The organism is Streptomyces sp. LZ34, assembly GCF_053890475.1.
On sequence record NZ_CM132680.1, the window covers coordinates 6140379 to 6158290 of the forward strand.

The 17912-nt window shown below is 69.9% G+C and carries 15 protein-coding genes; 5 read left to right on the plus strand and 10 right to left on the minus strand.

Annotated features, from left to right (window positions below):
- Window positions 1-16 precede the first annotated feature (16 nt).
- Both ACWY4P_RS24850 and ACWY4P_RS24855 read right to left on the minus strand, forming a co-directional pair.
- Window positions 17-1507, minus strand: coding sequence for a carboxylesterase/lipase family protein (locus ACWY4P_RS24850; protein ID WP_456212731.1), 1491 nt, complete (start codon window positions 1505-1507; stop codon window positions 17-19).
- 22 nt (window positions 1508-1529) lie between these two features.
- Window positions 1530-2444, minus strand: a complete 915-nt coding sequence (locus ACWY4P_RS24855) for an MBL fold metallo-hydrolase (RefSeq protein WP_456212732.1) — start codon at window positions 2442-2444, stop codon at window positions 1530-1532.
- A gap of 176 nt (window positions 2445-2620) precedes the next feature.
- Here ACWY4P_RS24855 and ACWY4P_RS24860 point away from each other — a divergent pair, with 176 nt between their 5' ends.
- The 3 genes from ACWY4P_RS24860 (at window position 2621) to ACWY4P_RS24870 (ending at window position 8117) form a co-directional block, all read left to right on the plus strand.
- Complete coding sequence (locus ACWY4P_RS24860) at window positions 2621-5431, plus strand: helix-turn-helix transcriptional regulator (RefSeq protein ID WP_456212733.1); 2811 nt, start codon at window positions 2621-2623, stop codon at window positions 5429-5431.
- Window positions 5432-5615: 184 nt separating this feature from the next.
- On the plus strand, window positions 5616-7385 hold the full coding sequence (locus ACWY4P_RS24865; protein ID WP_456212734.1) for an FUSC family protein: 1770 nt from the start codon (window positions 5616-5618) through the stop codon (window positions 7383-7385).
- 102 nt (window positions 7386-7487) lie between these two features.
- Window positions 7488-8117, plus strand: coding sequence for a hypothetical protein (locus tag ACWY4P_RS24870; RefSeq protein ID WP_456212735.1), 630 nt, complete (start codon window positions 7488-7490; stop codon window positions 8115-8117).
- 198 nt (window positions 8118-8315) lie between these two features.
- Here ACWY4P_RS24870 and ACWY4P_RS24875 read toward each other — a convergent pair whose 3' ends face one another.
- Window positions 8316-8516, minus strand: coding sequence for a DUF397 domain-containing protein (locus ACWY4P_RS24875; RefSeq protein ID WP_456212736.1), 201 nt, complete (start codon window positions 8514-8516; stop codon window positions 8316-8318).
- Window positions 8517-8527: 11 nt separating this feature from the next.
- The gene (locus tag ACWY4P_RS24880) at window positions 8528-9301 is read right to left on the minus strand and encodes a helix-turn-helix domain-containing protein (RefSeq protein WP_456212737.1); all 774 of its coding nucleotides are present in this window, start codon (window positions 9299-9301) and stop codon (window positions 8528-8530) included.
- A gap of 308 nt (window positions 9302-9609) precedes the next feature.
- Here ACWY4P_RS24880 and ACWY4P_RS24885 point away from each other — a divergent pair, with 308 nt between their 5' ends.
- On the plus strand, window positions 9610-10044 hold the full coding sequence (locus ACWY4P_RS24885; RefSeq protein WP_456212738.1) for an ATP-binding protein: 435 nt from the start codon (window positions 9610-9612) through the stop codon (window positions 10042-10044).
- Between the two features lie 19 nt (window positions 10045-10063).
- Here ACWY4P_RS24885 and ACWY4P_RS24890 read toward each other — a convergent pair whose 3' ends face one another.
- From ACWY4P_RS24890 to dnaK, 6 genes are all read right to left on the minus strand, one after another.
- Window positions 10064-10339 (minus strand): hypothetical protein, encoded by a 276-nt coding sequence (locus ACWY4P_RS24890; RefSeq protein ID WP_456212739.1) that lies wholly within the window; start codon window positions 10337-10339, stop codon window positions 10064-10066.
- 90 nt (window positions 10340-10429) lie between these two features.
- On the minus strand, window positions 10430-11026 hold the full coding sequence (locus ACWY4P_RS24895) for a Uma2 family endonuclease (RefSeq protein WP_456212740.1): 597 nt from the start codon (window positions 11024-11026) through the stop codon (window positions 10430-10432).
- 90 nt (window positions 11027-11116) lie between these two features.
- On the minus strand, window positions 11117-11617 hold the full coding sequence (locus ACWY4P_RS24900; RefSeq protein WP_456212741.1) for a heat shock protein transcriptional repressor HspR: 501 nt from the start codon (window positions 11615-11617) through the stop codon (window positions 11117-11119).
- A 4-nt stretch (window positions 11618-11621) separates the two neighbouring features.
- The gene (dnaJ, locus tag ACWY4P_RS24905; RefSeq protein WP_456212742.1) at window positions 11622-12800 is read right to left on the minus strand and encodes a molecular chaperone DnaJ; all 1179 of its coding nucleotides are present in this window, start codon (window positions 12798-12800) and stop codon (window positions 11622-11624) included.
- 36 nt (window positions 12801-12836) lie between these two features.
- Window positions 12837-13484: a nucleotide exchange factor GrpE gene (grpE, locus tag ACWY4P_RS24910; RefSeq protein ID WP_456212743.1), complete on the minus strand. Its 648-nt coding sequence runs from the start codon at window positions 13482-13484 to the stop codon at window positions 12837-12839.
- The gene (gene dnaK / locus ACWY4P_RS24915; RefSeq protein ID WP_456212744.1) at window positions 13481-15346 is read right to left on the minus strand and encodes a molecular chaperone DnaK; all 1866 of its coding nucleotides are present in this window, start codon (window positions 15344-15346) and stop codon (window positions 13481-13483) included. Before dnaK ends, grpE begins: the two co-directional genes overlap by 4 nt.
- A gap of 249 nt (window positions 15347-15595) precedes the next feature.
- Between dnaK and ACWY4P_RS24920 the strand changes: the two genes are divergently transcribed.
- Window positions 15596-17875 carry a (Fe-S)-binding protein gene (locus ACWY4P_RS24920; RefSeq protein WP_456212745.1) on the plus strand — a complete coding sequence of 760 codons (2280 nt, stop codon included), beginning with the start codon at window positions 15596-15598 and terminating at the stop codon, window positions 17873-17875.
- The last annotated feature ends 37 nt before the right edge of the window (window positions 17876-17912 follow it).

The following is a 17912-nucleotide window of genomic DNA, read 5'->3' on the forward strand; positions in this document are numbered from 1 at the left end:
ACGGATGGGTAGTAGGTCAGCTCCAGGCCTGTCGTTCCTGGCTGCGAGGGTCGTCGATCCGGGTCCATTCGGCGTCGATGCGCATCGTGGCCCGGCGCTCGTCGTCGTATGGGGCCCAGCCGGGATTGCCGGTCCTGGCGAACCGGACCCAGGTCTCGTGCATGCGGGTGGCGAGGTCCGCGGGGGGCTTGTCGGGGCCGAGCAGGGCGGCGGGTCCGTGCAGTTGGGGGAGGTGCGCGAGGTCGAAGACGAAGGGCAGCTCGACCGCGTGGGTGGCGCCGAGCTCTCCGGCCAGGGCGCGGGAGCGCCAGGCGAACTCGTAGGCGTAGGTGGCGGACTCGGGGTGGGGGGCATGTGCGCCGGCCAGGGCCCAGCTGCCCGCGCCGAACAGCGCGTCGCCCATGATGGCGGAGCGCAGCTCGCCGAAGGACGCCTCGGGGCGTGTCGTCCGGTAGGTCTCGACGAGTTGCGCCGGCTTCGGGTGCGAGCGCGCCGCCGCGTCGTCGACGTCCCCGGCGGTCGAGGTGGCGTACTTGTCCACGGGGACCAGGTAGAGGTTTCCCTCTTCGGTGTTGGTCCCGATGAGCAGGTCGATGTCGGCGCTGAGGCCGGCGGCGACGGATTCGGCGGGCTGCGTGTCGAGGACGAGGCTGAAGGGGCTGAGTCCGATCAGCGGGTCGCCGTGGCTCTCGGTCCGCAGGTCGATGCCCGCGAGCCGGGAGGCGGCCTCGACCAGGCGCTCGTCGGAGATGTCCGCGAAGTCGGCGTGGGGCTCGATGCCCAGGGCCTCGGCTGCCGCCTTGGTGACGCGGGCGGCCTGCTCGGTGGTGAACGCCCCCAGGCCGCTGCCGCTTTGGACGATGGCCCGGCGGAAGAGGCCCGTGGCCTCGCGGGTGGCGAGGACGCCGCCGACGATGGTTGCCCCGGCCGACTGGCCGAAGAGGGTGACGTGGTGCGGGTCACCGCCGAAGGCGGCGATGTTCTCCCGCACCCAGCGCAGTGCGGCGACGACGTCGAGCAGGCCGCGGTTGGCGGGCGCGCCGGGGATGTCGAGGAACCCGGCGATGCCGAGCCGGTAGTTGAGGGTGACGAGGACGACGCCGTCGCGGGCGAAGGCGGAGCCGTCGTACATCGTGGACCGCGTCGATCCGGCGACGAATCCGCCGCCGTGGACGAACACCATGACGGGCAGGCCGCCGCCGCCTGCGGCGGGCGTCCAGACGTTGACGGTGAGGTAGTCCTCCCCGCGGCTCCAGCCGGTGCCGAAGTAGGGGGACATGTCCACGCTGCCGAGCTTGCGCTCGGACTGTGGCGCGTTGGGCCCCGGGGTGGTGGCGTCCCGTACGCCGTCCCAGGGCTCGTGCGGCTGGGGCGGCTCGAACCGGCCGGCGCCGCGTGGCGGGGCGGCGTAGGGGATGTTGAGGAAAGCGACGGTGCCCTCCTGGCGCAGGCCGCGGACGGCGCCCTGCGCGGTGGTCACGATGGGGTCGGGGTGGTGGTGGTTCACAGTGGTGCCTTTCCGCAGGTCCTCAGCCCTGCTCGGTGTACGGGGCGAAGGGCGCCCAGCCCTTGATCGCGAACGTGTCTCCCTCGCGTGCCACTTCCGCGGCGCCGTGGCCGCCCAGGTGCGCGGGGATCACGAGTGCGTTGTTGTCGGCCGCCCAGCCCAGAACCTTGCGGCGGGTGGCGCGGGCGCCCGCCGGGTCCTCGCAGAAGCAGCTGTTGGAGTCCGGCTCGAGGATCTGCACGGGGCTGTGGAGCAGGTCGCCGACGAACACCGCGCGGTCCGTCCCGGAGGTGAGGGTCAGCACGGAGGAGCCGGGGGTGTGTCCGGGAGCCGCGTCCAGGCGGAGGTCGGCGTCGATCTGGTGGCTGTTCTCCCACAGCAGCGTCTGGCCGGCCTGGTGCACCGGGGCCACGCTGTCCTCGAAGACGTTCTGGTTGCCGCGGCCGAGCAGCGGCTTGTGGCCGTTCTCGGGATTCCAGAAGTCGAAGTCGTCCTTCGGCATCAGATACGTGGCGTTGGGGAAAGTGGGCACCCAGTGCCGACCGTCCAGGTATGTGTTCCAGCCGACGTGATCGATGTGGAGATGCGTGTTGATCACGATGTCCACGTCCTCGGGCTCGACGCCGGCGCGCGCGAGATTGGCCAGGAATTCTGTTTCGAGGCGGTTCCAGACCGGTGCGTACGGGCGGTCCTTGTGATTTCCCACGCCGGTGTCGACAAGGATGGTCTTGCCCCCGCTGCGCAGCAGCCAGGTCTGGATCGCGGAATTCACGATATTGGTCTCGGAATCCAGGAAATGCGGGGTCATCCAGGAGGCACCGTCGTCCCACACTTCCTTCGGGCTTTCGGGGAAGAAGGTGTCGGGCGTCATTTCGACGGACCCAAAGTACTCCCATACCCGGGCGATGGTGACATTACCGAGTGTGATTTGCTCCATGGGGTTTCCTTGAGAATTCGGAGGCTTTTCTGGAACCGTACGAGCAACCTCGGCGTGCGCGGTATCCGTAACGTGACTGCACCTGCGCGGCCCGGGCACTGGGTCCGGCCGCTTGTAGCCTGGATGGGCAAAGGCGAGGCGACCACGATCGAGAAGCCACAATTCCGGGAGACTCCGTGGACGAGCACACAGGCGACCTCGGTGCGGTCAGGAAACCGGAGCAGGATCCGGGGGAGCTGATCGTCGGCCGGGACGCGGAATTGGCACGCCTCTTTCGTACGGTGGACTCGGTGTCGGCCGACCCGGTTCTGATGCTGGTCGGCGACGTGGGCGCGGGGAAGAGCGCGCTGCTGGACCGTGCGGTGCGTCGGGCAGAAGCCGGCGGCACTCGTGTCCTGCGTGCCGAGGGGAACGAGTCGGAGTCGAGCCTGGCGTTCTCCGCACTGCATCAGTTGCTGCGGCCGGTGCCGGCCGAGGTGAACGGGCTGCCGGAGAGGCAGCGCGCGGCGCTGCGGGACGCCTTCGGCGCGGGGCCGGCGACGGCCCGGCATTCAAGCGCAGCCGATCTCATGCTCATCGGGGTCGCCGTGCTGAGCCTGCTGTCGTCGCTGGGCGACCGGAGTCCCGTGCTCGTGGTGCTGGACGACGCGCAGTGGTTCGACCGTGCTTCCCTGGACGTACTGTCCTTCGCCGCCCGACGGCTGGCAGGCGAACCGGTCACGATGCTGATCGGAGCCCGTGGCGGCGATCACCTCCCCGGATTCGACCGCCATGTGCCGACGCTCTCCCTGGCACCGCTCGACAACGCCGCGGCGGGCCGGCTGCTCGACCTTCAGCCGGCGAGCCCCACCGGCCGGACCAGGACGCGGATCCTCGAACAGGCCGGCGGCAACCCGCTGGCGCTGGTGGAACTGACGAGGGCAGCCACCGCGCACGACACGGCCGCGGGGCTGCCGTCCGCGGGTCCGCTCCCGCTCACCGAGCACCTGGAGCGGATCTTCGCCGCCCGGCTGAACGGCCTTCCCGCCCCCACCACGCGCGCCCTGCCGCTCCTGGCCGCCATGGACAGCGTCGATTCCGCGATCGCCGTCTCGGCCGGGCTGCCGCGCGCCGAGGACGCGGCCTGGCTGCCCGCCGAGCAGGCCGGGCTGATCCGGCGGACCGACCGGGACGTCCGGTTCCGCCACCCGCTGGTCCGGTCCGCCGTGTATCACGCCGCGTCCCTCGACGCGCGGCGTCAGGCTCACCTCGCGCTCGCCGAGATGCTGCGGGACGAACCGGACCGGCGTGCCTGGCACCTGGCCGCCGCCTGCCCGGGCCCGGACGCTGCCGTGTCGGCGGAGCTGGAGCGGACCGCCGCCCGGGCCCGCCGGCGCGGTGGCCATGCGGCGGCGGCCAAGGCCCTGCAACGCGCCGCGGAGCTCGCGCCGCGGCGCGAGGACAGCGCCCGGCTGCTGGTCGAAGCCGCTTCAGCGGCCGTGTTCACCGGCGACATCGCCTGGGTCGAGGAACTGGCCGCCGCGGCACGCGCGCGCACGGATGACGTAACCCTGCTGGCCTCCGTCACCGTGCAGGCCGGACGGCTGGCGATCCTGACCGGACGCCACACCGTGGTCTTCTCCCGACTGGCCGACGCCGCCGAGGAGTTGGCGACCTCCCAGCCCGCCGCCGCGCTGGACCTCGTGGCCGGCGCCGCCGTGGTCCGTTTCTACTCCGGAGAGGACACCCAGCGGCACCGCATCCAGAACATCCTGCGGCGCCTTCCCGAACACACGTCACACGCAGGCTTGCGCACCTGGGTGCGGGCCGTGTCGGACCCCTTCGACGACCGAGCCGGACTCGTCTGCCTGCTCCCGCGGTTGGCCGCCGAGGCGGAAGCCCGGCCGGAGCAGCTCACCACCGTCGGGATCATGGCGTGGCTCCTGGACGAGACCCCGCAGGCCGTCCGCGCCTTCGACGAGGCCTTCGACCGCTGGGAGCTGCGGGGACCGCTGCCGGAGGGTCTGGGCGGCGCGGTCGCCTGGGCCTATGTGGAACGAGGGAGGTGGGGACACGCCCGTGAGGCCTGCGCCCGCACCACCGCGGTCGGCCGGGCGGCCGGCCTCGACCACGCCGTGGCCTGTGCGGCCACCGTGGATGCCACCGTGCTGGCCTTCCAGGGTGACGCGGCCACGGCCCGCGCCCGGGCCGAGGACGCGCTCACCCTGATCGATCCGCTGGAAAGCCGCTCGGTCTCCGTCTATGCCCGTCGTGCGCTCGGTGCCGCGGCAGCCGCGGAAGGCGCCTACGAGACCGCGTACGACCAACTCCGCATGGTGTTCACGGCAGACGGCGCGCCCGTGCACTACCACGCCTCCTACCCGGCCCTCGCGGATCTGGCCGCCGCCGCTGTGCGCTGCGGCCGCCGCGAGGAGGCTGTCGCGATCGTCGAGCGTTCGGCATCTGCGCTGGCGGACAACGCTTCCCCTCGCCTGCGCGCGCTGATCAGCCGAGCCCGTGGCCTGCTGGCGCAGCCCGACCACGCCGACGCCGCCGAGCCGCACTTCCGGGCGGCCCTGGCGGACCCGGTACTGGAACACTGGCCCTTCGAACGCGCCCAGACCCTGCTCGACCTCGCCGAGTGGCTGCGGCGCCGACGCCGCATCGCAGAGGCGCGAGGGCCGCTCACCGAGGCCCTGGAGACCTTCCGCCGCCTGGGCGCACGCCCGTGGATCGATCGCGCCCGGGCCGAATCCCGCGCCGCCGGCCTCGACGTCACCGACTCGACCCCCGACGCGCTCGCCGAACTCTCCCCGCAACAGCAGCAGATCATCAGGCTCGCCGCCCGCGGGCTGACCAACCGCGAGATCGGCGAAAAGCTCTTCCTCTCCCCGCGCACGGTCAGCTCGCACCTCTACCGCAGCTTCCCCAAGCTGGGCATCACCGCCCGCTCCCAGCTGCGCGACCTCATCGAGGGCGCCCTCGCGGGGGCCGGACACCAGGGTTAAGGGCACGCCCGGCCACGGAAGCAGTCACCTGACGCATACCGCGCGCCATCCCGTTCGGACCAGACTGGACACAAGGGCGAGGAACCAGTAACCCGCCAGGCGGCCCTTCGCCCCCGGGCCGCGCCCGGCCCCGCTCGTCGTGGTCGGACGGGGGCGGCCGACCACGACGAAGGAACGTAAATCCATGGTGGCTGCGAAGACAGCGTCGCTATGGGAGCGATGTGCCGCAGCCGACCCGGGGCTGCTGCGTCTGACCGCCGGGCTGCGCGCCGTCCTCGGCCTCACTCTCACCCTGGCCACGCTGACGGTACGGGATCAGTCCTCTGTCGTGCTTCTGGCCGGCGGCTTCACGGCGGTGGTCACCTCGTTGGCGATCAGCGACCTGCACCCCCGCAACCAGTTCCTCACTCTGCTCGCCGGGGCGCCCGTGACCCTTGCCGCCTTGACGGCCGGGGGCCTGCTGGCACCTTTCCCCTTCGCGTCCCGCCTGGCCTTCCTGCTGCTGATCTTCGCCGCGGTCTATGCGCGCCGCTTCGGACGACGGGGTCTGGACCTCGGGATCTTCGCCTTCATGGCCTACTTCCTGTCCCAGTTCGCCAGGATCCAGCCCCACCAACTCCCGCCGCTGACCGGGGCGCTGGCCGTCGCCTTCGCGGCAGCCGCAGTCACTCGCTTCTGTCTGCTGCCCACGACGTCCTACGGAATCCTGAAGCGCCTGAAGGCGGCATTCAACAGACGCCTTCGAGATGCGCAGCAGGCCACGGCGGATCTGCTCGCAGACGGCGGAGGCGGCACCCGCAGACTCGAACGGCGTCTCGACCGGCTGCACACCTCCGCGCTGCTGCTTCAGGAATTCCTGTACGAGGCCCCGGCCGAGCTGCTCCCCGACACGACGGCGGAGCTGGAGCAGACGGCACGTGCGGACGCCACCGCGCAGCGCCTCGGAGTACTCGCCATCCGCGCATCGGAGGATTCGACGGCCTCCCCCGCCTACCTGGTGAGGGAGGCGGAGACGGTGGACCCGACGGATCGAACAGAGCTCGACCGTGCGGCGCTCCGCCCAGGGGCAGCACAGCCCTCAGGACCGTGGCGGCATACGACGCGGCAGGCGTTCCAGGTGACCGCCGCGGCCGCGCTCGCCGTACTCGGCGGGCATCTCCTCTCCCCGCACCTGTGGTACTGGGCCGTGGCCACGGCATGGGTCGTCTTCATCAATGCCGAGCACACCGGGGACATCCTGCTGCAGAGCGGCCGACGGCTGATCGGCACCGTCGCCGGGGTGCCGTTCGGATACGGCCTCGCAGTCCTGGCCGCCGGGCACACAACCGTGGCCCTGGCCTTCCTCCTCACCTGCGTCTTCGGCATGTTCTACACCCCCTCCGGCAGCTACTGGGCGGTGACCTTCTTCATCACCGGCTCGCTCAGCATGGTGCTCGCACTCCTGCACACCCTCTCCCCGGCGCTGCTCGCCCTCCGCGTCCACGAGACCGTTCTCGGGGCCGGATGCGGGATCCTGGCAGCCGCGCTGTTCGTCCCCACGAGTGCCCGCACGGTCGCCGACATGCGTCTGAGGGAGCTCCTTGTCGTTCTCGATCACCTCGCGCACTGCCCGCCACAGGCCGGTGTCCCGATGCCCGCACCCGATGCACGTGATCTTGATCAGGCGCTGGAGGCCTTCCGCAAGGCCTGCCGCCCCCTGGCGCACCCGCTCAACCCCCGCCGCGCCGAACGCGCCCGGGTCCGCCGCGTGCTCGACGAGGTGCTGGCGGTAGCCGCCGTCCACAGACTTTGCGGATCGGGGTGGGTGGCCGCGACTGACAGCTGCGCCAAAGCGCCCCGGATGTCACGGATCATCGCTCCCGGGCGCCGGTACACATCGTTCGCCGTGAACCTCAGGATGCGGCGCACTTCCGCGCACGACATCAGGTCGTTGAAGCGAACCGTGTCCCGCTGATGCTGGGCCCGGCTGCCGTGCCACTGATAGCCCTCGATCTCCACCACCAGCCCCTGCGCCCGGAAGAAGAAATCCGGATACGCCCGCCTGCCCGTCGAGGTAGTGAGCAGTACCTGCGACTCGGGGTACAGCCCGGCGTCGCACATCCGCAGCCGGGCGATCGTCTCCGCCGGTGATCCCGCCTTGGGGTCCGCCAGGGCCAACCACTCCCGTGCGGCCTTCCTGCCGTGCATGGTGGACCCCCTCTCCATGGCGCCGGCGATTTCTCCCAGCGTCGTCAGCGGCTCCCTGCGCCGCTTCACGTCCTCGTACCGACTGGGTCGCCTGTTCACCGCCGACTCCACCGCCACCAGCGCGTTATCGCGGGGACCGGCCCGCAGCAGGTCCGCCATCGTGCGCGCCACCGTGGTCACCCTCAGCCCGCCCACCGTCGTGATCTCGTCCGCGCCGAGCCGCAGCCGGTGCAGCGTGCCGCCGTGGACCTCCGTCCTGGCCCCAGGTGGTCCGGTGAACTCCACACCCTGTGTACGGGTCTCGATGTCATGCAACACCGCGGCCGCCGTGTGGCTCACCACAAGCCGCGGATGCGCCAGTTGGTTCGCCCACAGCAACGCCATCGGCCCCACCACACGCCCGGGCTCCACCCACACCCCTGGGCGGACCTGCGTCCACCCCTCGTTGCTGAACCGGCGGTTCAACCGCCCGCGCCTCCAGCCGCCCGACAGCGCCTGAGCAGTCAGCACCACCCCGCCCTGAGCACCCGCCAGCCTGCGCAGCGAGACCGTGTCCCCCGTCCCCGTCATCTCCCCACAGTGCCCCAAGTCCTGCCCGCGTGCTGGGCCTGTGGATAACGCGGATGCGGTGGGTTTGCGTCGCCGACACGGCCATATCGGGACGCCTGGGCGACGCAAACCCACCGCAATGCCCGGCTCACCGGACCACGTGGTCGAGCTCCCCCGCCTTGGCCGCCCGGATGAAGGCCCCGAGCGGGCGCGGGGCCGTACGTATGGCTGTGCCGGGGGCTTCGCTCTCGCGGAGGTGTATCGCGCCGTCGAAGGCGGCGAGTTCCAGGCAGTTGTTGTCCGGGCCGGTCCCCGAAAAGGAGGACTTTCGCCAGCGGGCTTGACGCATGTTGTGATCCCTTACAGCTCTCGCGCGATGCGGTGAATGAAGTCTCGCGAATTCTCGGGGCTGAGTGCCGACGCCTCGACGGTACTCAGGAGGACGCGGTAGTGGTCGAGTTGCGCTTCCGCGTGCAGGAAGTCGATGCCGTGCATGTGGTCGATCTGCACAGTGTCGAGTGGTGGAACAGGACCTGCCGCGTAGGTCATCGCATACCCCATGCCCGCGAACCCCTCCGCCGAGAAGGGCACCACCTGCACGGTGGTACCCGGGAGTTCGGACCTCTCCAGGATGAAGTCCAGCTGTTCGCGGGCCGCCTTTCGATCGCCAACCTTCATCAACAGCGCGGCCTCGTGGATGATCGCTGTGAATTCGGGCGGAGCTTCACGTTCAAGCACCTCACGGCGCCGTAGGCGGAAGTCGATGACCGCCTCAAGGTGATCCACGGCACGGACGGGACGTGCGTAGGTGAACAGGGCCCTCATGTACGGCTCCACTTGGAGCAGGCCCGGAATGTGCACCACTTGCAGGCTTCGCATCCTATGGGCGTGCCACTCCAGAGCAGCGAGATCCAGTGAGGTCGCGGCGAGGGTGCCGCGATACTCCTCCCACCAGCCTCGCCCCCGCTCCCTCGCCATCGCGGCCAGTGCGTCGACCAACGCGTCATCCCCGCAGCGATATTGGTCGGCGAGCGTGCGCAGCCGCTCCTCGCTGACGCCGAGACGGCCGACCTCCATGTGACTCATCTGCATGGGGCTCACGCCGAGGCGCTTGGCGGCCTCTCGCGCGGTCATGCCCGCTCGCTCCCGCATCTTCCGCAGCTCGGCGCCCAGCCGCTCCTGACGGGCGGTGGGGTTACTCCTCGGCGGCATGTGGCTACTCCCTGCTACTCAGCGGCTGCGGCGCCACCATGCCATGAGCCGCCTCGTTTGGGCGAACTTGGCGTACTACGTTGCGCCGGTGCTACATAGCACCCTACGTTGAGTATCGCATCGCTCACCGAGCGAAACATCCGGCCAGTCGGAAGCGCACCGCCATGCCCGCATGGCGGCAATGACACCGGCCCGCCCTCGCACACCCCACCGCGCCACAGGAGGCCCTCATGCCCCTCGTCACCCCTGCCGTCGCGCCCTTCGAATACTGCCTGCACGTGCCCCACGACCCCCGTGCCGTCCGCGTCGCGCGGGCCTCCCTCCGTACGGCCCTCACCGCGCACGAGCTGCCCGACCTGGTCGATCGGGCCGAACTGCTGGCCAGCGAGATGCTCACCAACGCGATCGTGCACGCCGGAGGGGAGGCCGACCTGCGGGTGAAGTGGTCCGCCGAGAGGTTGCGCATGACGGTCTGGGACACCAGCCCAACGCCTCCCGCCCTCCAAGAGGTCCACGTGGACAGCGAAGGCGGATGGGGGTTGCGGCTGCTGGACATGCTCGCCGACGGATGGAATCACTTCCCGCTCACCGGCGAGCTCTGGAGCCCCGCGTCCAAGGTGGTCTGGTGCGAGATCAGCCGGACGCCGCCCGCGGCGTGGGGGTGAGGGGCCGGGCCCGTCGGCGTCAGGGCACCGCGACGGCCACGCGTCGGAACTCCACGGACTCGATGGTGACGCCGGGCGCGGTCCAGCCGGCGGCGGGTGGGGTGGCCGCGCGGGCCTGCTCCTCGCTCTCGAAGACGGTCATCGAGAAGCCGCGCCCGTCGACGGGCTCCAGCCAGTACCCCGTGAGGAAGCCGGGCGCCGAGCGGATCCTCGGCAGGATGTCGTCCATCAGCGCGACGGCGGCAGCGGGGGCCTGGGCCGGGTCGATGGTCAAGGTCACAAGGGCTGCGTGCATGAGGTCCTCCCTGCTGGCTGCGGATTTGTCCGGTCAGCAGGTAGGACGTCGCGACAGGGCGAAAATCATCGGTCGGGGCGAGTGCCGCCGTCACGTCACACGCGGGCCGGTGATGTCCTCCGTGATCGCGAACCCCTTCACCGGGCCCTCCGGGATCTGCACCTCGGTGCCGTACGGGACGCGGATGGCGGCGGCGTACGTCTCCTCGCCCGGGGAAGGGGAAGTCAGCACGGTCACCGTGCCGTGGTTGTCGTAGTCGTCGATCAGGACGAAGACGGGGATGCCGGCACGCGCGTAGGCGCGGCGCTTGCGGACACGGTCCCGCTGCTGGTTCTCGTGGCCGGGGGAGACGACTTCGACGACGAGCTTCACGGCGGAGGCGGTGAAGCCCAGGCCGTCCTCGGTGAGGAACTCTTCGTCGTCTTCGGGCGCTACGAACAGATCGGGGACCCACGCCTTACGCCCGTGGATGACGCCCATGCTCTGGTAGGCGGCGCGTCCCGTTCCGTCCAAGCGTCGCTGCAGGGCTCGCCGCAGGCGATTGACGGCACAGGCGTGACGGGCGAAGCCGGTCGGCACAAGCTCAATACATCCGTCCGCGATCTCCGCGCGGAAGCCTTCGGGTAGGTCCAAGGACGTCCACGCCTGCCACAGGACCTCGTCAAGCACGTGGTGGGGCTCGTACACGCCCTCACGCTGGCAGAAAAGAGGCCCGGTGACCGACGGATCGGTCACCGGGCCACTCGATGGGGTGAGGTCGGCCGCTGCGCGCGGCCGCTACTCCGGCCGCTTGGGCTTGGGCCGCCACACCACCAGCGCGCTGGTCTGCCGCACCTGGTCGTAGGGGACCAGGTCGCGGCGGTAGGAGGCGTGGACCGCGGCCTCGCGCTGCTGCATCGCCACGGCCGCGCCCTCGACCGCGGACTGGAGTTCGGCGACGCGCTCCTGGAGGGCCGCGACCTGGTTCTCCAGTTCGATGATGCGCTTGATGCCGGCGAGGTTGATGCCCTCGTCCTGGGAGAGCTGCTGCACCTGGCGGAGCAGCTGGATGTCGCGGGCGGAGTAGCGGCGCCCGCGGCCGGCCGTGCGGCCGGGGGAGACCAGGCCCAGCCGGTCGTACTGGCGCAGGGTCTGGGGGTGCAGCCCGGAGAGCTGAGCGGCGACCGAGATGACGTACACCGGGGACTCGTCGGTCAGCTCGTACGGGTTGCGGCTCCTGGCGCCGCCGCCTCGGCCTCCGGGGGCTCCGGGGATTCCGCCTCGGCCAGACATCTCCATGGGGTCACGCTCCCTTCGCGGACTGGAACAGCTCCGCCCGCGGGTCCTCCCCCGCGGTCGCCTCCCGGTACGACTCCAGCGCCTCGCGGGCCTTGTCGTCGAGGTCCTTGGGGACGGTGACCTCGACGGTGACCAGGAGGTCGCCGCGGGTGCCGTCCTTGCGCACCGCGCCCTTGCCGCGGGCGCGCATCGTGCGGCCGTTGGGCGTGCCGGCCGGCAGCTTCAGGGTGACCGGGGGGCCGCCGAGGGTGGGGACCTTGATCTCGCCGCCGAGTGCCGCCTCTGGGAGGGTGACGGGCACGGTGACGGTGAGGTTGTCGCCCTTGCGGCCGAAGACCGGGTGGGAGGCCACATGGACCACCACATACAGGTCGCCGGCCGGCCCGCCGGTCTCGCCCGGGGCGCCCTTGCCGCGCAGCCGGATCCGCTGGCCGTCGCTGACGCCCGCGGGGATCCGGACCTGCATGGAGCGGGCGCTGCTGGCCCGGCCGCTGCCCTTGCACACGTCGCAGGGGTTCTGCGCGATCAGGCCGCGACCACGGCAGTCCACGCACGGGTCGGTGAGCGAGAAGCCGCCCCCGCCGCCGCGGCTGACCTGGCCGGTGCCGACGCAGGTCGGACACACGCGCGGGGTGCCGTTCTTGTCGCCGGTGCCCGAGCAGGCCTTGCACGGCGCCGGGCTGGGGATCCGCAGCGGGACCGTGGCCCCCTCCACCGCCTCGGTGAAGCTCAGCGTCACCTCGGACTCGATGTCCTGGCCGCGGCGCGGCTGGGCACGGGTGGAGGTGCCGCGGTTGAAGAGGCCGCCGAAGACGTCCCCGAGGCCGCCGCCGAAGCCGCCCGCACCGGCGCCGCCGCCCGGCTGGGCGCCGCCGAAGAGGTCGCCCAGGTCGAAGTTGAAGCTGCCGGTGCCGCCCGCGCCCGGCCCCGGGCGGAATCCGCCGTTGCCGAACAGGGCGCGCGCCTCGTCGTACTCCTTGCGCCGCTTGGGGTCGCCCAGGACGTCGTTCGCCTCGGAGATCTCCTTGAAGCGCTCCTCGGCCTTGGCGTCGCCCTTGTTGGCGTCCGGGTGGAACTCGCGGGCGAGCTTCCGGTACGCCTTCTTGATCTCCGCCTCGGTGGCGTCCTTGGGGACGCCGAGGACTTTGTAGTAGTCCTTCTCGACGAAGTCCTTGGTGCTCATCCTCGACGTCCCTCCTCTCCTGCCATCGCTGTCACGTCAGCCCTCGTCCGGGCCACCGCTCTCCTCGTCCGGCGTCTCGTCCCCCTTGGGCTGGGCGCCCGGCTGGGGTTCGGCGACCGCGACCCGCGCCGGGCGGATCGTACGCTCGCCGATTCGATACCCCGGCTGCAGAATCTGCACGCACGTGGTTTCGGTGACATCCGGCGCGTACGAGTGCATCAGCGCCTCGTGCACCAGCGGGTCGAAGGGCTCGCCCTCCGTGCCGAACTGCTGCAGGCCCATCTTCCCCGCGACCGCCTCCAGCGATTCGGCGACGGACTTGAAGCCGCCGACGAGCTCGCCGTGGTCACGGGCGCGGCCGATGTCGTCGAGCACGGGCAGCAGCTCGGTCAGGAGGTTCGCCACGGCGATCTCCTTGACCGTGACCCGGTCCCGCTCGACCCGGCGTCGGTAGTTCTGGTACTCCGCCTGGAGCCGCTGAACGTCGGCGGTCCGCTCGTTGAGCGCGGTACGGACCTGGTCCAGCTGTGCCTGCATGGCCACCTGCTCGAGGTCCCCTGCCGGGGCCGCCGGGCCCGCCTTGTCGGCGGACCCGGCACCACCCTTGGCCGCATCGTCAGGGGTCTGTGCGGCCTCGGAGGGGACGTCGGGCTGCTCCTCGAAGCCCGGGGTCTCCTCCGTCACGCCGCACCACCCCGACCCTTGTCGGCCTTCTCGTCGTCCACGATCTCGGCGTCCACGACGTCGTCGTCGGCCTTGGCCTGGCCGTCACCGGCCGCGCCCGCCGCACCCGCCGCGCCCGCGCCGTCCGCCTGGGCGTTGGCGTAGAGCGCCTGGCCCAGCTTCTGGCTGACGGCCGCGACCTTCTCGGTGGCGGTGCGGATCTCGGCGGTGTCGTCGCCCTCGAGCTTCTCCTTCAGCTCACCGAGCGCGGTCTCGACCTCGGTCTTGACGTCGCCGGGGACCTTGTCCTCGTTGTCCTTGAGGAACTTCTCGGTCTGGTAGACCAGCTGCTCGGCCTGGTTGCGGGTCTCGGCGGCCTCGCGGCGCTTGTGGTCCTCCTCCGCGTACTGGTCGGCCTCGCGCATCATGCGGTCGATGTCGTCCTTCGGCAGCGCGGAGCCGCCGGTGACGGTCATCTTCTGCTCCTTGCCGGTGCCGAGGTCCTTGGCGCCGACGTGCATGATGCCGTTGGCGTCGATGTCGAAGGTGACCTCGATCTGCGGCACGCCGCGCGGGGCCGGCGGCAGGCCGGTCAGCTCGAACATGCCGAGCTTCTTGTTGTACGCCGCGATCTCGCGCTCGCCCTGGTAGACCTGGATCTGCACGGAGGGCTGGTTGTCCTCGGCCGTGGTGAAGATCTCCGAGCGCTTGGTCGGAATGGTCGTGTTGCGCTCGATCAGCTTGGTCATGATGCCGCCCTTGGTCTCGATGCCGAGGGACAGCGGGGTGACGTCCAGCAGCAGGACGTCCTTGACCTCACCCTTGAGGACACCGGCCTGGAGCGAGGCGCCGATGGCGACGACCTCGTCCGGGTTGACGCCCTTGTTGGCCTCCTTGCCGCCGGTCAGCTCCTTGACGAGCTCGGCGACGGCGGGCATGCGGGTCGAGCCGCCGACCAGGACCACGTGGTCGATCTCGGAGAGGGCAATGCCCGCGTCCTTGATCACGTTGTGGAAGGGGACCTTGCAGCGATCGAGCAGGTCGCTGGTCAGCTGCTGGAACTGGGCGCGGGTGAGCTTCTCGTCCAGGTGCAGCGGGCCCTCGGCGGAGGCCGTGATGTAGGGCAGGTTGATGGTGGTCTCGGTCGAGCTGGAGAGCTCGATCTTCGCCTTCTCAGCGGCCTCGCGGAGGCGCTGAAGGGCCATCTTGTCCTTGGACAGGTCGACGCCGTGGCCGTTGTTGAACTGCTTGACCAGGTAGTCGACGACGCGCTGGTCCCAGTCGTCACCACCGAGGTGGTTGTCACCGTTGGTGGCCTTGACCTCGACCACGCCGTCGCCGATCTCCAGCAGCGAGACGTCGAAGGTGCCGCCGCCGAGGTCGAAGACCAGGATGGTCTGGTCGTCCTTCTCGAGCCCGTAGGCGAGGGCGGCGGCGGTAGGCTCGTTGACGATACGCAGGACGTTGAGGCCCGCGATCTCACCGGCTTCCTTGGTGGCCTGGCGCTCGGCGTCGTTGAAGTACGCCGGGACGGTGATGACCGCGTCCGCGACCTTCTCGCCCAGGTACGCCTCGGCGTCCCGCTTGAGCTTCTGCAGAATGAAGGCGCTCATCTGCTGCGGGTTGAAGTTCTTGCCGTCGAGGTTGATGTGCCAGTCGGTGCCCATGTGGCGCTTGACCGACCGGATGGTCCGGTCCACGTTGGTCACGGCTTGGCGCTTGGCCACCTCACCGACCAGGACCTCGCCGTTCTTGGCGAAGGCGACGACGGACGGCGTGGTCCTGGCGCCCTCGGCGTTGGTGATGACGGTGGGCTCACCGCCTTCGAGCACACTGACGACGGAGTTCGTCGTACCCAGGTCGATGCCGACCGCACGAGCCATTTCGCAATCCTCCAGCTACACAGCATTGAGTGGAACAGGCTCAAGAGTGCATGATCGACTTCCCTGTGTCAACAGACCTGAGTCTGGCGGACTCAACTTTTATATGGCGCTTATGGACAGGACACGGTCAAGCGATGCAGATCACCGGCCGGTCGACTACATGGGCCACCGCTTCCCCGGGTAATCTCGGTCAAGACCCGATAAGTTACTGCTTAGTAATTCCGCTCTCGCAGGTTCGAGGAGCCCCCAATGCAACTCGCCGCGATCATCGTGTCGCTGGTCCTCACCGCGGTCGGCGTTGCCCTGCTCGGCCGCGCCATCGCGCAGTTCGTGCGCTTCTTCAAACTCGGCGCGCCGGTGCCGGCGGGCGCCCGGACCGACAACCCCTATCAGCGCAGCGTGACGCTGGCGAAGGAGTTCCTGGCGCACACCCGGATGAACAAGTGGGGCATCGTCGGCATCGCCCACTGGTTCGTCGCGGTCGGCTTCCTGACCCTGCCGCCGACCATCATCAACGCCTACGGCCAGCTCTTCCAGGCGGACTGGACGCTGCCGATCCTCGGCGGCTTCCTCCCCTACGAGCTGTACATCGAGTTCATCGGCACGATGACCACGCTCGGCATCGCGACCCTGATCGTGATCCGGCTGCTCAACCTGCCCGGCCGGGCCGGCCGCAAGTCGCGGTTCGCCGGCTCCACGGCCTGGCAGGCGTACTTCGTCGAGTACGTCATCCTCATCATCGGCCTGGCGATCATGGCGCTGCGCGGCACGGAAGGCGCGCTGCACCACGTCGACTCCTACGAGCCGGAGTACTTCGCCTCGTATCCGCTGGTGCTGCTCTTCAAGAGCCTCAGCATCGGCACGGTGCAGAACCTGACCTACCTGTTCGCGATGGTCAAGCTCGGCACGACGATGGTCTGGATGATCACGGTCTCCACGAACATCGACATGAGCATCGCCTGGCACCGCTTCCTCGCCTTCCCCAACATCTGGTTCAAGCGCGAGTCGAGCGGAGACGTCGCGCTCGGCGCGCTACAGCCGATGACCTCGGGCGGCAAGCCGATCGACTTCGAGGACCCGGGCGAGGACGACCAGTTCGGCGTCTCGCAGATCGAGCACTTCTCCTGGAAGGGCCTGCTCGACTTCTCCACCTGCACCGAATGCGGCCGCTGCCAGTCGCAGTGCCCCGCCTGGAACACCGGCAAGCCGCTCTCGCCGAAGCTGCTGATCATGTCGCTGCGCGACCACTCGCACGCCAAGGCGCCGTATCTGCTCGCGGGCGGCGGAACGAATGCGGAGGGCGAGGAGAAAGCGTCCGAGGAGCAGCTTGCCGGAGTGCCTCAGGCCGCGCTGGCCGAGGCCGAGCGGCCGCTGATCGGCACGCTGGAGGCGAACGGCGTCATCGACCCGGATGTGCTGTGGTCCTGCACCACCTGCGGCGCCTGCGTCGAGCAGTGCCCCGTCGACATCGAGCACGTCGACCACATCGTGGACATGCGCCGCTACCAGGTGATGATCGAGTCCTCGTTCCCGTCCGAGGCGGGCACGATGCTCAAGAACCTGGAGAAGAAGGGCAACCCCTGGGGGCTGGCGAAGAAGCAGCGGCTGGCGTGGACGAAAGAAGTCGACTTCGAGGTACCGGTCGTCGGCAAGGACATCGAGGACCTGTCCGAGGTCGACTACCTCTACTGGGTCGGCTGTGCGGGCGCGCTCGAGGACCGCGCGAAGAAGACCACCAAGGCCTTCGCGGAACTGCTGCACATCGCGGGCGTCAAGTTCGCGATCATGGGCGGCGACGAGGCGTGCACCGGCGACTCCGCCCGCCGCCTGGGCAACGAGTTCCTCTTCCAGCAGCTCGGCCAGCAGAACGTCGAGATGCTGAACATGGCGTTCGGGGAGTCCGCCGAAGGTGAAGAGGGGGCTGAGGGCGTTGTCGTCGAGAAGGCCAAGAAGAAGATCGTCGCGACCTGCCCGCACTGCTTCAACACCATCGCGAACGAGTACCCGCAGCTCGGCGGCCACTACGAGGTGATCCACCACACCCAGCTGCTCCAGCACCTCGTGGACGAGGGCAAGCTGCTCCCGGTCACCCCGGTCGAGGGGCTCATCACCTACCACGACCCGTGCTACCTGGGTCGGCACAACAAGGTCTACACCCCGCCGCGCGAGATCATCGCCAAGGTGCCGGGGCTGCGCAACGAGGAGATGCACCGCCACAAGGAGCGCGGCTTCTGCTGTGGCGCGGGTGGCGCCCGGATGTGGATGGAAGAGCGCATCGGCAAGCGCATCAACGACGAGCGCGTGGACGAGGCGCTGTCCCTCAACCCGGACATCGTCTCCACCGCCTGCCCGTTCTGCCTCGTCATGCTCACCGACTCCGTCAACGGCAAGAAGAACGATGGCAAGGCGAAGGAGTCGCTGCAGGTCGTGGACGTCGCGCAGCTGCTGCTCGACTCCGTCAAGGTGCCCCCGGAGCCGGAGGACGACGGCGAGACGGCGGAGGAGCCGGAGCCGGAGCCGGTGAAGTAGCGCACCCCGATGGCCAGCCGATGGCCAGACGCCTCGA